General features: G+C 34.2%; 17 protein-coding genes. 3 read left to right on the top strand and 14 right to left on the bottom strand.

From position 1 onward, the window contains the following. Positions 1-86 precede the first annotated feature (86 nt). Both U5L76_05195 and U5L76_05190 read left to right on the top strand, forming a co-directional pair. Positions 87-653, top strand: coding sequence for a 7TM diverse intracellular signaling domain-containing protein (locus U5L76_05195; GenBank protein ID MDZ7798963.1), 567 nt, complete (start codon positions 87-89; stop codon positions 651-653). Beyond that, positions 653-952 (top strand): polyhydroxyalkanoic acid system family protein, encoded by a 300-nt coding sequence (locus U5L76_05190; GenBank protein ID MDZ7798962.1) that lies wholly within the window; start codon positions 653-655, stop codon positions 950-952. The genes U5L76_05195 and U5L76_05190 overlap by 1 nt, the downstream gene beginning before the upstream one ends. Before the next feature lie 258 nt (positions 953-1,210). Here U5L76_05190 and U5L76_05185 read toward each other — a convergent pair whose 3' ends face one another. Then, positions 1,211-1,906 (bottom strand): nucleotidyl transferase AbiEii/AbiGii toxin family protein, encoded by a 696-nt coding sequence (locus tag U5L76_05185; protein ID MDZ7798961.1) that lies wholly within the window; start codon positions 1,904-1,906, stop codon positions 1,211-1,213. Further along, complete coding sequence (locus tag U5L76_05180) at positions 1,903-2,502, bottom strand: hypothetical protein (protein ID MDZ7798960.1); 600 nt, start codon at positions 2,500-2,502, stop codon at positions 1,903-1,905. The genes U5L76_05185 and U5L76_05180 overlap by 4 nt, the downstream gene beginning before the upstream one ends. 334 nt (positions 2,503-2,836) lie before the next feature. Between U5L76_05180 and U5L76_05175 the strand changes: the two genes are divergently transcribed. Beyond that, positions 2,837-3,181: an RNHCP domain-containing protein gene (locus tag U5L76_05175; GenBank protein MDZ7798959.1), complete on the top strand. Its 345-nt coding sequence runs from the start codon at positions 2,837-2,839 to the stop codon at positions 3,179-3,181. A 74-nt stretch (positions 3,182-3,255) separates the two neighbouring features. On the opposite strand, the gene U5L76_05170 is transcribed toward U5L76_05175, so the two are convergent. From U5L76_05170 to infB, 12 genes are all read right to left on the bottom strand, one after another. Further along, a complete protein-coding gene (locus tag U5L76_05170) occupies positions 3,256-3,516 on the bottom strand; it encodes a hypothetical protein (GenBank protein ID MDZ7798958.1) in 261 nt (86 codons plus the stop codon). Positions 3,517-3,644: 128 nt separating this feature from the next. Then, entirely contained in the window at positions 3,645-4,451 is an 807-nt protein-coding gene (locus U5L76_05165; GenBank protein ID MDZ7798957.1) for a ribonuclease H, read from the bottom strand. 132 nt (positions 4,452-4,583) lie between these two features. Continuing rightward, positions 4,584-4,805 (bottom strand): hypothetical protein, encoded by a 222-nt coding sequence (locus U5L76_05160; GenBank protein ID MDZ7798956.1) that lies wholly within the window; start codon positions 4,803-4,805, stop codon positions 4,584-4,586. Positions 4,806-5,361: 556 nt separating this feature from the next. Further along, positions 5,362-5,715 (bottom strand): hypothetical protein, encoded by a 354-nt coding sequence (locus U5L76_05155; GenBank protein ID MDZ7798955.1) that lies wholly within the window; start codon positions 5,713-5,715, stop codon positions 5,362-5,364. A gap of 146 nt (positions 5,716-5,861) precedes the next feature. Beyond that, on the bottom strand, positions 5,862-6,422 hold the full coding sequence (locus U5L76_05150; GenBank protein MDZ7798954.1) for a hypothetical protein: 561 nt from the start codon (positions 6,420-6,422) through the stop codon (positions 5,862-5,864). Between the two features lie 699 nt (positions 6,423-7,121). Continuing rightward, positions 7,122-7,451, bottom strand: a complete 330-nt coding sequence (locus U5L76_05145) for an HU family DNA-binding protein (protein ID MDZ7798953.1) — start codon at positions 7,449-7,451, stop codon at positions 7,122-7,124. A 29-nt stretch (positions 7,452-7,480) separates the two neighbouring features. After that, positions 7,481-8,278 (bottom strand): TIGR00282 family metallophosphoesterase, encoded by a 798-nt coding sequence (locus U5L76_05140; GenBank protein MDZ7798952.1) that lies wholly within the window; start codon positions 8,276-8,278, stop codon positions 7,481-7,483. Between the two features lie 67 nt (positions 8,279-8,345). Continuing rightward, positions 8,346-9,872 carry a ribonuclease Y gene (gene rny, locus U5L76_05135; GenBank protein MDZ7798951.1) on the bottom strand — a complete coding sequence of 509 codons (1,527 nt, stop codon included), beginning with the start codon at positions 9,870-9,872 and terminating at the stop codon, positions 8,346-8,348. Between the two features lie 243 nt (positions 9,873-10,115). Then, positions 10,116-10,715: an ATP-dependent Clp endopeptidase proteolytic subunit ClpP gene (gene clpP / locus U5L76_05130; GenBank protein ID MDZ7798950.1), complete on the bottom strand. Its 600-nt coding sequence runs from the start codon at positions 10,713-10,715 to the stop codon at positions 10,116-10,118. Between the two features lie 66 nt (positions 10,716-10,781). Next, positions 10,782-11,762, bottom strand: coding sequence for a DHH family phosphoesterase (locus tag U5L76_05125; protein MDZ7798949.1), 981 nt, complete (start codon positions 11,760-11,762; stop codon positions 10,782-10,784). 26 nt (positions 11,763-11,788) lie between these two features. Beyond that, positions 11,789-12,133 carry a 30S ribosome-binding factor RbfA gene (rbfA, locus tag U5L76_05120; GenBank protein MDZ7798948.1) on the bottom strand — a complete coding sequence of 115 codons (345 nt, stop codon included), beginning with the start codon at positions 12,131-12,133 and terminating at the stop codon, positions 11,789-11,791. Then, positions 12,126-14,009 (bottom strand): translation initiation factor IF-2, encoded by a 1,884-nt coding sequence (gene infB / locus U5L76_05115; GenBank protein ID MDZ7798947.1) that lies wholly within the window; start codon positions 14,007-14,009, stop codon positions 12,126-12,128. The genes rbfA and infB overlap by 8 nt, the downstream gene beginning before the upstream one ends. Between the last annotated feature and the right edge of the window lie 39 nt (positions 14,010-14,048).

The following is a 14,048-nucleotide window of genomic DNA, read 5'->3' as shown; positions in this document are numbered from 1 at the left end:
CGGAGTTGACAAACCCAAAATAACATGTTAAGCTATTCAGTTAAAAATTGGTTAGCTCTTTTTTTAAAACGAAAGTAGGATAGATAATGATTGCTTCTCCGATTAAACTTTGGGCTGGAGCTTTTTATCTAGCTAACAAGATCTTTTTTTCACGAGCCGAAAGAAGCCAAAACCAAGAGAAAAAAAGGATTAATAAAATCCTTTCCTGGACGGTTTACCTAATTGGCCTGCCAGCTTGGGTTTATATTCTCTACACGGGCAATGATATTATTGCTGCCTTTGTTGAAATGGCTGGCGCTTTTTCTATGGCTACCGGTCTCATCCTAGCTATAAAAAGAAAAGGCAGACCGCCCAAATGGTTCTACTGGATCGCTCTAGTTATTACCAGTATCGGTATCGGCTTAAGTTTCTACAAACTCAGAGGCTTAAGCTCCTACACGCAAATTTTGGAGCTCGGACTGGCTTTGGGATTTCTCATCGGCACTTTTCTGCTCGGAGTTAAGGATAATTTCAAGGGTTACCTTTGGTTTATCTTAATGAACGGCTGCTGTGCCGCACTGATGTTAGCCCGCACGAATCCGATTCTTTTTGCTCAACAATTAGCTTCAATTTTCTTTGTTTTGGACGCCTACAGAATCAGAAAAAGGAGGTAATGATGGAAGTTCATCTACCATATTCTCTGACTAAAGACGAGGTCTTGGCTAAAGCCAAGCTGCTGCTCTCTGCCATGGCCAAAGCACACCAGGATCTGATCAAAAACCTTTCAGAAAACTGGCAAGGCTATACCTGTTCTTTTAGCTTTCAGGCCAAAGGCAAAAATATCAGCGGCTGGATAGAAGTCAGGGAGAGTGAGGTTTTTTTCAAAGCTGATCTTCCCTTTCTTTTCAAGCTAATGAAAGGAGAAATCGAAGCTAACATTCGCGATGAATGGTACCGGCTTCTCCTCCCCTAATAGCTCTTGATTTAAAAACCCGAGCCCGGCGATAATATCAAAGGGCTTTTTTATTTTGGTAAAAATAAAAAACCCAGGGATAAGGTCAGGGCTTATTAATCACAATATTTTAAAATTTGTTATTAGTTCCTTTTTTATTGTTTATTTTCTAGCTGGCTCAACATTTGTTTCTTAAAATATACCGGCTTGGGAACAAAAATATTATTTCTTAAAATAATACTCTTTTCAAGGGTTTATTAATTTTGTACTCATCCTAATTTATTTTTCACTTTTTAGTCGGGCTTTTAGTAAAAAAATAATTTCTGATTTTAATTTAGCACGAGCCCAGTCTTTTTGAGACTTAGACAATGATTCGCCCAGGCCAACCAATAAATCGCGGCTTTTTATTTTTTCTATTTGTTTAACACAATTCTGCAAACTCTCTTTATAGGAGGTTTCTGCTCTCTTTTCCACAATTTTTTGGTTGATTGGCCAGTTATTCTTTAGAAAAAACCAGACATCATAAATATCACGACTGGTTTTATGTACTCGCTCTTGCATAGCCATTAATTTATGAGCAAACATATCCTCCTTCTTCATAACCAGCATGGAAATTCCCAATAGAGTTTTTAATTCATACCTGGAGCCAAAATTTCTGCGGTTGATTTCAATTTTAATGTTTTGTAATTTTTCATCGTATGAAATAACTTTTAATAAATTAAATCTTTTTATTTTTGAATAAGTGATTTTACCGTAGTTTTTTATAATCTTATGAATTTTTTCAAAAATTATTTCTATTTTATTTTCATCCAGTAAATCAAAATCTAAATCAAAGGAATCCCGGTCAAGTCCATAAAACAAGTAAGCAGCAGTTCCGCCTTTAAATCCCAGGTGTGAAGCAATAGTAACATCAGTATAGATATCTTTTAGAATCTGCAATAAGATATTTTTATGTTTAGCATAATCAACGCTCATATGTTTGATTTTGTATAATTTTTGAAATATTTATTCACCCTTTCTTCCATTTTTTTGTTACCGTAAATTGGCAAAATATGAAAAACTTTATCCCAGTTCAAAACATTTAAATTATCAAAATGATATTCCTGGCTGATATAAATTCGGTCCAAAAAAGCTCTTTCTTTTGTGGCTATAGATACACCATTTTGGTTTTTTATGCCTTTTATATTCGATAAAACATAATCCTTTATGCGGATATAAGATATTTTTTGCCCGTCAACTTCAATATTTCTAGTAACATACGAGGCCACAAAAATACTTTCATATTTCTGAAAATTTATACCTGTTCGGGTTAATACAGTCTCAAAGCTGATATAAGAAGGAGTGTATATTTTTGTGGCTAATTCAAAACGATCATAGTTTTCGTCTTTAGCATAGAAACCACGACGTAATCTGATTAATTTGTCAGCTTTAGTGTATTTATTCAATCTCAACGAAACTCTTTGTTCACATTCTTCTTGCCATAATAAAGCGGCCTCTTTTACAGAAAAAACTGTTTTAGGAGACCTTAATAAAATCTCTAAATATTCCCCTTTTCTTGGTTTTTTGGTCATTTTTGTACTGTATTATACCTTTAAAGCTTATTCCAGTCTAATTTTATCATATTTTAATAAAAAATGCAAGCAAATACTATGGAAAACTTCTAATCAGGAGACTTGAAGGGAAAATAAAAAAATTAATCAGTCGAAGTATTTTTCTTCCCTCACTTCCAGCCCAACCACCTCAGTCAGGCTTTTTTTATTAAAAAAAAATCACAATAGTTAAAATTGGTTTAAAATTTATAAATTAATTATTTATTTTACCTTCCCCTTGCTCTTATTTTCTGATTATGATAAAGAGAAGACAGAAGTAAATATTTGATAAGTAAAAAAAGAGGTAAATTCTATTATGAAAACACGGAAATTTCAACGGACTAAAGAAAACTTTACCTGTGAAAGGTGCGGATTTTTGGTGCAGGGAAGCGGTTACACCAATCACTGTCCAAAATGTCTCTGGAGCAAACACGTAGATATTAATCCTGGTGACCGCCAGGCAAGTTGTCAGGGATTGATGGAACCAGTCGGGGTGAAGGTTAAAAGCGGAGAATACGTTATTGTCCATCGCTGTAGTCTCTGCGGCTTTGAGAAACGAAACAAAGCGGCCGAAAATGATAATTTTAATGAAATTCTAAAACTTTCGAGCCATTCCATTTCAAAAAATAGTAATCACTTCCCAGTAAAAGATAAACCATAAAATTTAAAAAAAATTAGAAAAATAAAAAAGCGATTGTCCAGATGGACAACCGCTATAGATTTTCTTGGATGAAATTAATACAAGCCAGAATAATATTCTCGGCGCTTTTCCCTTTTTAGTCTCTCCTGCAATTCCCTGTTCCTTGCTTCCTCAATCATTTTCTTTGTGACCAGGGTTTTTTCCTGAACAAGTTCGCTGACGGTCAGCCCACGTCTTTCGGCTTCTTCTTCAAGAGCCGCTTTATTTCTGGCCTGATTGCGTCGCTTTCTGGCGGCCGAAGCGGCTTGGCCGGGAGTTTGCTTACCTTTTTCTATAACTGATTTATGCCTGCCCAAATTAACACCTCCAAGGTTAAGGGTGGGGTTAAGGATGGATTAATAAAGCTATATCAAAAAGAGCTGGTTATAAAATGTATAATATATTTTTTTATTAGTCAAATGGGGGAGTTAGGAAAGAAAGTTTTTTAGTTTTTTTCAGTAATATCACAAAATACTTTTGATACTTGTGGGTACATATTATTTTTATTTAAACTTACCAAGTAGCTATGACCAACTCGAAGAGTTTTAATATTTTTATCTCCATATATCTGATCAACGCATTTATAAAATTTACTTTTTTTTGATATTACTTCATATTTATATTTTTTTATTCTTTGAGTTTTTAAGTAGGAACTGCTAATAATCCTTATTTTTATTTTCTGTCCACTCATTTTGACACTACCCAACAATACACTTTTATTAGATAATTTTCTTCTAAGATTAACGACACTTAATTGTTTGTTTCTACATTTATTAGCTGATTTTTTTGCCAATTTGTCTGCTTCTTTATTATGTTTACTTTTTGAGTGTCCCTTAACATAATATATATCAACTCTTACACCAATTTTTTTCATGTTTCTAATTAATTGTTTCCACAACTCCGCATTAAGAACTGGCCCCCCAGAACTTTTTTTCCATTTATTTCTACTCCAATTCCAAATAGCTTTTTTATAATTACCCACAACATACATTGAATCAGTATTTATGACAATTCTTTGAATTTTTTTTAGATCATCAAGTTTCATTATTTTTTCTAAGGCAATAATACAAGCTTGAAGCTCCATTTGATTATTAGTTGCATTTTTATATCCGGGGACATTAATATTTTTTACATTATCTGATTTACTTAACGATTCAGGAAAGACCAATCTAATGCCTATGCCTCCAACCCGTGGAGAACCCTTAGAAGATCCATCTGTATACACGTTTAAAGCATTATAATCAATATTCATATAAAATTAGTACTTAATAAGTTTAGTATATTTAGTATAATTAGTAATTAGTTATATTTTTTCACATAAATACAAAAATAAACTCATAAAAAAATTCATGTTTATATATAAATAATAAACTATTTATCTAGTTTAAATAAATTCAGAGGCAGCATCATGGAACTTTTTTTCTTTTTCTTCTAACACGCTTTTCATTTTCGTCCATTCATCTAATACTTCTTTTGTTATTGGAACTACCTTTTTGACACCCCTATTACTCCATGATGTTGGTACATTATTTCTCACCCAATCACTATATTTTTTTTCAAATTCTACATATTCCTGAGTAATTTTTCTAAATTCTTCTTGGTTCATATGTTTTTAAAAATTCTGGATAAGGTTTTATTTTTTTATATATTTTTTAATTACTCTTATAATATATTTTACAAACTCAATTATTAATAAAAAGCCTGGAGTTACCCATAAAAATACTAAAAAATGATTATTATAATTAATTTTTAATTGTGCCCATACTAATTTTAAGGTTGTATAAAATATAATAAAAAATATTCCCCTTAACACATATTTAACAAATATCGGCCCTCGCAATAACGGGGTCTTAAAACTATCCTCTTTTCTACTAATAGAGATTTCGGATTTTATATATAATAAAAAAGAAATTAATAATATAATTATCCAAAAAATAATTTTTAAGGCTGAAAGTATATTATTATCAAAATTCTCAATATCTGCTGAATAAAAAAATGTTTGCACAACATAAATTAAAGCTAATAACTCAATTAACCATTTATTACTTTTAAAATAGTTATTAAGCTACTGTATATTATAAAAAATAAAATTACTATATATTTTTTCTAAAGACATATTTATTTTCTCGCTTTACTAGATGATTGTAATTTTTAATTTAATTTTATCGATTTGGAAAACCAACATTAAAAACATTGTCACAAATAGGGCAACGACGATATCCAGTTTTAGAACTTTGTAACCTGATTAATTTATTTTTATTATCCCAGCAGGCAGTACAGTAAGGGCCCTTTTTACTTCCTTCTTCCACTGTCCAATAAGAGTCGTATTCAAATACTATTTTTTCTTTAAGCTTTAGTTTTTCTTTTAAGTTTTTATTTTTATCAATTAGACTCGCATTTTTTTGTGTAAGATTTAATAACTCTTGTTGAATTTCAATAATTTGTTTATACTCTTCAATTTTATTTGCCTCTTTTAAAACACTTCCTATTGATTTTAATTTGTCGAAAATTGCCATTTAATTAGAATTAATAATTAGTATTTTTTAGTTTAAAGCTAAAAATAAACCCCCTTTAGTTTAGCGCTAAAGTTAGCATGGGTCAAGCCTTCGCCAAGGCTACGGCTTGCAAGCAAACAAAAACCGCCTTAAAAAGCCGTGTAATATTATTCTTCTAAAAACTTATTTCTTAACCACTGCCCAAAATCCTTCATCTCTTTTTTATAAGGCTCAAGGTCTTGTTTTTCCCTTTCTTTTTTCATTTTTTTGGTAACTTTGCCTTTACCGGAAATTTCAGCTTGGGCTTTTGGCTCTAGCCTGACCGCTTGATACTGGCTTATTGGCATTAAATCTAATTTTAGTTTATCTCGAACTTCTTGCCCCTGTTTATTTCTTTCCTCATACCATTCATCTAATAAAATCTGTAATTTATCGGCATCCCTTTTATTCCACCGGCACCAAAGCTCTTTTTTATTATCATCTTCCTCCCAACCAGCCGGGGCTGGATTTTCTATCTGGATCCAGGGCAAAGCTTCGCCCCGATGATTATGGCCTTCGCAGGACTGAGAAGTCGGTAAATCGTGGGCTTTAACAGAAACCAAAGTTTCGCGGATACCCGGATCTATTTCTTTGCCCAGATTATCTTCCATCTCTGCCACTTCTTTTTCTATTTCAAAAAGCCTTTGTTGCTTTTCAAAATCAATTCCTTTTTCTCTTTCTCTATTCATAATATTTTTAGAATATTATTTCTCTTTTACTCTAGCGCTAAAGTTAGCCTGGGTCAAGCCATCGCCTTTTGTGAAAAGAAGGGGTCAAGCCTTTATCCGCGCCTACGGCAAACCAGCTATTTTCCTTTCATAATTTAGGGCGAAGTTTTCCTTTGGAGCTTTTACTAAAAAAAGTTTGCCGACAAGGTTTAACCATTACTATCCCCTCTCGACCCAAGTGGAGAGAACCTTATGGTTAATTTAACAGGATTTCTCCATGCGGCCTGCTATCCGTAGATGTCAGTCGCGACTGACATCTACTCTTTAATGATCGGACGAAGTGGTAAAAGGGGGGCGTCGGTATAACCTTATTTTCTATTTCATGAGTACGCCACTCCCGCCTGTCTTCGCCTAACGGCGAAGCCGTTGTCGGGCAGGAAAGTGGCTAGGAAAAAAGAAAATATTATTTTCATACGGACTTTAGTCCGGTCTATTTTCTTTACGCCACTATTATAGAGGAAAGATCTTTGTGAATGTTTTAGTGAAATTTTTCCGCTCCGTTTGCTCCGAGCCGTGACGAATTGATAAAAATTCTCTAATAATATTAAGGCGTCTTGAACACCTTCAACAAGCGAAGCGATTAGACGTTTTCAACGCTTATAAAAAAACCCCCTTTATTTTATAAAGAGGATTTTTTATTATGCTTTTTTAAATCTATATTTATTCCTGCTCTGGAGATGACGGAGTTTCTTCAGAATTTTCTTCAGGACTTTCTTCTTTAAGAGAATCTTTCAGTTTTTTACCAGCCTTGAACTTGGGTACAATCACGGTCGGAATACGAATTTTCTCGGAAGGATTTTGCGGGTTAACTCCCATGCGGGATTCTCTTTTGCGAGCGCGAAAAGTGCCAAAACCGGTTAAAGTGACTGTTTCACCTTTTTTCAGCTCTTCAATAGTAATTTCCTCAAAAGTATCCATTACATCTTCACACTGTTTTTTGGTTATACCAACTCTTTCGGCTAATTTTTCGCAAAGCTTTGCTTTATTCATATTTTTTATATCTCCTTTGTTAATTATATTTAAATTTTAATAAATTTATCTACTCGCTCGATTTTCTTGACTTTTTTGCTTTTGGTGTCAATTTCCAGATAAACTGCATTAACCTGAATTTCCTTATCTTCCGGTATTTCATGGCGCAGAGGCCTTTGGCTTTTAAACATTTTGATGACGTTTTCCTTATCCACTCCGATAACACTACTTTTAACCCCAACCATACCAATGTCGGAAATATAACCAGTGCCTTCTTTTAAAATTTGATTATCAGCTGTTGGCACATGAGTGTGAGTCCCGACCACAGCCGTAGCCCGTCCATCTGTAAAATGACCAAAGGCTATTTTTTCCGAAGTAGCCTCGGCGTGAAAATCTACTATAATAATTGCTTCTTCTTTTTTATACTTTTTATAAACCTGATCAAATTTACGAAAAGGGCAGTCAAAGTCTTCCTTCATGAAGACCCGGCCCATTAAGTTTACCATAAGTACCTTATTTCCTTCAATATCTAGGATTTTGGCTTCCGGACCCGGTGTCTCAGGCGGATAATTAGCCGGCCGAATAACATTAATCTCTTTTAAATCTAATAATTCTTCGGCTTCCTTTTTATCAAAAATATGGTTACCGCTGGTAAAAAAATCAACGCCGGCTTCTTTCATTTCTTCCAAAGTCTTAGCTGTAATACCCACTCCATGAGCTAAATTTTCCGCATTAGCCACTATTAAATGCGGTTTCAGCTCTTTTTTTAATTCCGGCAATAATTTTTTTAAGGCTAGCCGTCCGGGTTTGCCGATAATATCACCAAAGAAAACTATTTTTAATTTCATAATTTTATTAACTTAATTGACTAATAACCAACTAAATGACTAACTATTCAACTACTCACTAACTAACTTACCGCGCGTACTCAATCACTCGCTTTTCCCGAATAACATTAACCTTAATCTCACCGGGATAACGCAGCTCATCTTCTACCTTTTTAGCAATTTCAGCCGCCATTTTTGTAGCTTTATAATCGTCCACTTCATTAGGCATCACAAAAACTCTGATTTCCCGACCGGCTTGAACAGCGTATGATTTTTCTACTCCTTCAAAAGACTTGGCTACGTTTTCCAGTTCTTCTAATCTCTGTAAATAATTTTCATAGGTGTCTTTGCGAGCTCCTGGCCGTCCGCCGGAAATAGCATCAGCCACTTTAACAATAATGGCTTCCAAGGTTTTCGGGTTATCATCATGATGAGCTTTAGCCGCGTAGGCAATCTCTTCTGATAAACCAAATTTTTTAATAATATCATAGCCTATTTCCGGATGACCCCCTTGTATTTCATGATCAACCGCTTTACCGATATCATGCAATAACCCCGCTTTTTTACAAATACTGGCGTCTGCTTCCAACTCTTTGGCTAAAAGAGCCGCTACTTCAGAGACTTCAATAGAGTGCTGCAGTACATTTTGTCCGTAGGAAGTGCGGTATTTTAAACGACCTAAAATTTTAACTAATTTAGGATCAAGTCCGGCTACACCCACTTTATAAGCGGCTTCTTCACCAGCTTTTCTAATATCAGCCGCTAATTCTTTTTTAGCTTTTTCAATAGTTTTTTCAATGCGGCCCGGATGAATCCGTCCGTCAGCAATTAGTTTATCCAAAGCGCGCTTGGCCAGATGACGCCTAATTGGATTAAAGCCAGAAATAACAATAGCTTCCGGAGTGTCGTCAACAATAATTTCTACACCAGTTAATCTTTCAATAGTTTTGATATTGCGGCCTTCCCGTCCGATTATCCTTCCCTTCATATCATCCGAGGGAAGATTAACTACCGTAGTGGTGGTTTCCGAAACATGAGAAGAAGCAATCCTCTGGATAACCGCCGAGAGAATATTATGAGCTTCTTTTTCTAATTTTTCCTGACCTTGACTTTGTAACTTTCTGATACGAGCTAAAATTTCGTCTTTCATCCTATTCTCAGTATTTTCCAACAAAACTTTTTTAGCTTCGTCTTTTGAAAGTTCCGCAATCTTCTGTAATTTTTCTATTTGTTCATCTTTTATTTCCTGTATTTTTCCTTTAATTTTTTCCAGCTTACCGGCTTTATCAATCAATCTTTGCTGCTTATCTTCCAAATCAAGAATTTTCTGATCAAAAAGCGCCTCTCTTTTTTCAAGACGGTTTTGTTGATGCTTAATTTCGCTCCTTCTTTCCTGGACTTCTTTTTTAGCCTCATCAATTACCTTAAGAGATTTATCCTTGGCTTTGATAAGGATTTCTTTTTGTTTTGATTTTGCTTGATCAATTAACTTTTTAGCCTTTGATTCGGCTGTGCTGGATTCGCGTATAGCCCAAAATTTGCGGGCAAAGTAGCCGGCTAAAATACCTCCTGGAATACCGACAGCTAAAAGTATGATCCAAATTGAAGTTGTCATATGTTTGGTTCCTCAATCCATAAAATTCAAGTACAAAAAAAGCAAAAACTTGCCCTTTTGAAAACACCTTTTTGGCGATTCTTATTATTTTATGAATTATCATGAAATTATTGATTAATTAGCTTAAACAATAATAACATAAATTTCATAAGTTGGCAAGATTTGAGCAAAAATTAGTCAATATCTTATTATTTCAAACAAAAAACAGCCCCTTAACCCTTTATTATTAGGCTGTTTTATTTATTATTTTCGCCTGATTATCTTATCAATCAAGCCATATTTTTTGGCCTCACTAACTGACATAAAAAAATCGCGGTCGGTATCTTTTTCTATCTTTTTTAATGATTGGCCGGTATGAGAAGAAAGTATTTTGTTAAGCCGTTCTTTAATATTTAAAATATGCTCGGCTCTAATTTTAATATCAGTAGCTTGTCCGCCGGCTTCTCCCATAACCTGATGCAGTAGAACTTCTGAATTAGGTAGAGCCAATCTTTTACCTTTTTTACCAGCTGATAAAAGCACTGCCCCCATAGAAGCCGCTAAGCCGACACAAATAGTAGTGACGTCAGGCTTAACATACTGCATAGTGTCATAAATAGCCATGCCAGCCGTGACTGAACCGCCCGGGGTATTTATATAGAGTTTAATATCTTTATCTTTATCTTCGCTTTCTAAAAACAAAAGCTGAGCGATAATATTATTAGCCAAGGGATCAGAAATGGCTGAACCCAAAAATATTATTCTTTCTTTTAAAAGACGTGAATAAATATCATAAGCTCTTTCTCCGCGGGCTGATTTTTCCACAACCATCGGAATTAAGGTTTGGTCTTTTATATCACTCATAAATAATAAGGATTAATGGTTTAATTATTATAACTTATTAGGGTCTAAATATCAAATTAAAAAGACTTATTTTATTTTCCAACCATCCTTAGTTTCGACTAATTTACCTTTAACCGAAAAACCGGCTGCTTTTTTGTGGCCGCCGCCGCCAAAATGAGCCGCTACCTTAGAAACATCCACATCATTTCTGGTCGTGCGCAGAGAGCCCTTAATCAGACCCTCCTCTTCCTCTTTTAACAAAAGAGTGAACTTGGCTTCAGCTAATGAATTTAAAAAATTACTAATACCTTCGGTTGAGTCCGAGCTAGCACCGCATTCTTTTAGATCTTTTTGGGTAATAATAGAAGTGACTACGCCGGTCTTTTTATTTTTTTTCAGTCTTGATAAAGCTCTTCCCCAAAGTCGGAAAGTAATAATATTATTTTTTTTCATAGTTTTATCACAAATCTTTTTTAAATTAGCTCCTTTATTAAGAAGATTAGCCGCTACTGAAAAAGAGTTTACCGTAGTACCCAAATTAGAAAAACAGCCCGTATCTGTTAGTATGCCGGTCAATAAATTAGTGGCCTTTTCTTTATTATTTTCGGCTCCGATATAATCAAAAAAATAATATATAATTTCAGAAACAGAGGAAACTTCTAAATTAATAATATTTAAATCAAAATCAGAGGCATAATCACCCAGAATCGTATAATGATGGTCTATATTAACCATTTTTATTTGTCTTAAATCAGCCTTTTTTAGGTAAGAAAAAATATCAGCCCTTTTTACATCACCGACATCAACAAAAATAATCAGATCAAAATCATTAATTTCTTTAATTTCATTTTTTATTCTTTCTACTCCCGGCAGGAAATAAAAATTATCAATAATTTCATTTTCGGTAAAACAAAGATATTCTTGTTTAATATCTTCAAAATAATAAGCCAAAGAAAGCATAGAGCCAATAGCGTCTCCGTCGGGTTTTTCATGAGTAGAAACTAATATTTTCTCTGAAGATAATATTAACTGATTAAGCTTGTTAAAATTTTGTTTTATTTCAGTCATTTTAAAATATTACTTAACAAGCAATATTATCTTTTTTTACTTACTTTGTCAAGCAAATGGTTTATGCGCTGGGCTTTTTCTTCACTTTTATCAATATAAAAATCAAGCTTAGGCACTACCCTCATGACTAATTTATGGTTTAAACTCTGCTGAATTTGATAAATATTCTTTTTGAGTAAGTTTAAAATTTTATCTCTTTTTTCAGTCGGTAGCACAGAAACCCCTATTTTTGTCTCCTCTAAATCAGCCGCAGTATCTGCCTTTTTTACAGTCACTAAACAACCCTCAGGCCATTCAATTTCCTGTCTGATTATATCAGATAATTCCTGACGTATAAGTTCATTAACTTTTTTTATACGACGACTAGGCATTATTAATATTAATCTTTTTATATATTTTTTCCTCCTCAAAAACCTCAATGGTATCGTTTTCCTCAATTTTTACTTTACCCTTAAAGGTGACACCACATTCTCGGCCTTTTTCTACTTCTTTAACTGCCTTGTCTTCTATTTGTAATTTTGTAATTTTGCCTCGTCCAATTTCCTCCTTGTTTCTTAAAACTTTAGCTTTCATGCCAGTTTCAAATTTTCCGTAAGTTACCCGCCCGCCAACAATCATTAATTTTTTCTCTGTCCGGAATACAGCTAAAACTTTCATACGTCCTATTAATTTTTCTTCTATTGTGGGCTTTAAAAGTTCTTCCATTTTTAATTTTATTTCTTCAAAAAGCTCGTAAATAACTTTATAAATTTTATACTCCATTCCCTTTTCATGAGCCAGGTTTTCTGCTGATTTATTGGCGGAAACATTAAAACCACGGACTATAGCGCCGGTAGCTTCAGCTTTTAACATATCAGCTTCGGTGATATTGCCCAGACCACTGTAAACCACAACCAGTCTTACTTCTTCATGCTGATATTTTTTCAGGCTTTCCATAATTGCTTCCAGAGAGCCCAGGTTATCGGCTTTCAGTATTAATTTTAAACTGTCTTCTCTTTTTTCTTCTTTTTCTTCAGTCTTTTCTTCCTCTTCGTCTTTTTGCTTTTTGGTTTCAATTCTTGTCTCGCTTGGTTTAATCAAATGTTTGTCATGGCGATATTGTTTGGCTTTCTTTTTAAACTCTTTTAAATCTTCGGTTACTGAAATTATATCCCCGACTACTGGCAAACCTTTAAGACCGAGTATTTTAACTGGCGTTGAAGGTTTAGCTTTTTCGATTTCGCCACCCTTAAAATCCTTCATGGCTTTAATACGACCCCAAACATCACCCACTGTCACATCATTACCTACCTCTAAAGTACCTGAATGAATTAAAACCGTGGCCACTGGTCCTTCACCTTTGTCAATATGACTTTCAATAATTGAGCCTATAGCCTGACCAGAGGGATCAGCTTTGATATAATCTTTTTCCATATCATAAACCAAAAGCACCATGGATAAAAGGTCATCCAAACCTTTCTTTTCTAAAGCAGAAACTTCTACAGTAATAGTATCTCCACCCCATTCTTCTGGCAGTAAATCATGATCAGCCAGGTCTTTCATCACCCGATTGACATCAGCTTCAGCCTTATCAATTTTATTAATAGCTATTATATAAGGGATCTTAGCCGCTTTAATAATTTGCAGAGCTTCTTTGGTTTGGGGCTTGATACTGTCATCAGCCGCAATAACCAAAATAGCGATATCAGCTATTTTAGCTCCTCTTGAACGCATAGCTGTAAAAGCAGCATGGCCAGGTGTATCAATAAAAGTTATTAGCTGACTTTTTTCTTTGACTTGGTAAGCCCCAATATGTTGAGTAATACCACCATGCTCCGTATCAATGACTTTAGTTTCGCGAATAGCGTCCAATAACAGAGTCTTGCCATGATCAACATGACCCAAAACTACCACCACTGGCGGGCGGAGTACCAAATTTTCTTCTTGGCTTTGCTCTAAAGCTTCTTCTAATTTAGCATCTTTTTTTTCTTCCACTTTATCAGCCTTTTTCACTTGATTGGCCTCAAAACCCATCTCATCAGCAATAATAGAAGCCGTCTCAAAATCAATACTTTCATTCTGAGAAGCTAGCACTCCATTTTTCATCAACTCAGCAATAACTTCAGTTACCGGCATTTTTATTTTTTCCGCTAAATTCTTAACCGTAATTTTTTCCGGCAATTCAATAGTCTTTTTCTCTTCTTTGGTTACTTCCTCTTTGGAATCAGAGTCAGACTTTTTTTCAGATTTTTCTTCTTTTTTGGACATAAAAAAATATAACGTTAGATAGTTTATTCTAATAAAAAT

The organism is Patescibacteria group bacterium, assembly GCA_034520665.1.
Classification (GTDB): Bacteria; Patescibacteriota; Patescibacteriia; order JAXHNJ01; family JAXHNJ01; genus JAXHNJ01.
The sequence above is the reverse complement of the archived record's forward strand: the minus strand, read 5'-3'. Positions and strand labels throughout refer to the sequence as shown.

Bases quoted from the DNA above. Each gene is read 5' to 3' on its own strand.
- U5L76_05195 (MDZ7798963.1), top strand. From the start codon at position 87: ATGATTGCTTCTCCGATTAAACTTTGGGCTGGAGCTTTTTATCTAGCT.
- U5L76_05190 (MDZ7798962.1), top strand. From the start codon at position 653: ATGATGGAAGTTCATCTACCATATTCTCTGACTAAAGACGAGGTCTTG.
- U5L76_05185 (MDZ7798961.1), bottom strand. From the start codon at position 1,906: ATGAGCGTTGATTATGCTAAACATAAAAATATCTTATTGCAGATTCTA.
- U5L76_05180 (MDZ7798960.1), bottom strand. From the start codon at position 2,502: ATGACCAAAAAACCAAGAAAAGGGGAATATTTAGAGATTTTATTAAGG.
- U5L76_05175 (MDZ7798959.1), top strand. From the start codon at position 2,837: ATGAAAACACGGAAATTTCAACGGACTAAAGAAAACTTTACCTGTGAA.
- U5L76_05165 (MDZ7798957.1), bottom strand. From the start codon at position 4,451: ATGAATATTGATTATAATGCTTTAAACGTGTATACAGATGGATCTTCT.
- U5L76_05160 (MDZ7798956.1), bottom strand. From the start codon at position 4,805: ATGAACCAAGAAGAATTTAGAAAAATTACTCAGGAATATGTAGAATTT.
- U5L76_05155 (MDZ7798955.1), bottom strand. From the start codon at position 5,715: ATGGCAATTTTCGACAAATTAAAATCAATAGGAAGTGTTTTAAAAGAG.
- U5L76_05150 (MDZ7798954.1), bottom strand. From the start codon at position 6,422: ATGAATAGAGAAAGAGAAAAAGGAATTGATTTTGAAAAGCAACAAAGG.
- U5L76_05145 (MDZ7798953.1), bottom strand. From the start codon at position 7,451: ATGAATAAAGCAAAGCTTTGCGAAAAATTAGCCGAAAGAGTTGGTATA.
- U5L76_05140 (MDZ7798952.1), bottom strand. From the start codon at position 8,278: ATGAAATTAAAAATAGTTTTCTTTGGTGATATTATCGGCAAACCCGGA.
- rny (MDZ7798951.1), bottom strand. From the start codon at position 9,872: ATGACAACTTCAATTTGGATCATACTTTTAGCTGTCGGTATTCCAGGA.
- clpP (MDZ7798950.1), bottom strand. From the start codon at position 10,715: ATGAGTGATATAAAAGACCAAACCTTAATTCCGATGGTTGTGGAAAAA.
- U5L76_05125 (MDZ7798949.1), bottom strand. From the start codon at position 11,762: ATGACTGAAATAAAACAAAATTTTAACAAGCTTAATCAGTTAATATTA.
- rbfA (MDZ7798948.1), bottom strand. From the start codon at position 12,133: ATGCCTAGTCGTCGTATAAAAAAAGTTAATGAACTTATACGTCAGGAA.
- infB (MDZ7798947.1), bottom strand. From the start codon at position 14,009: ATGTCCAAAAAAGAAGAAAAATCTGAAAAAAAGTCTGACTCTGATTCC.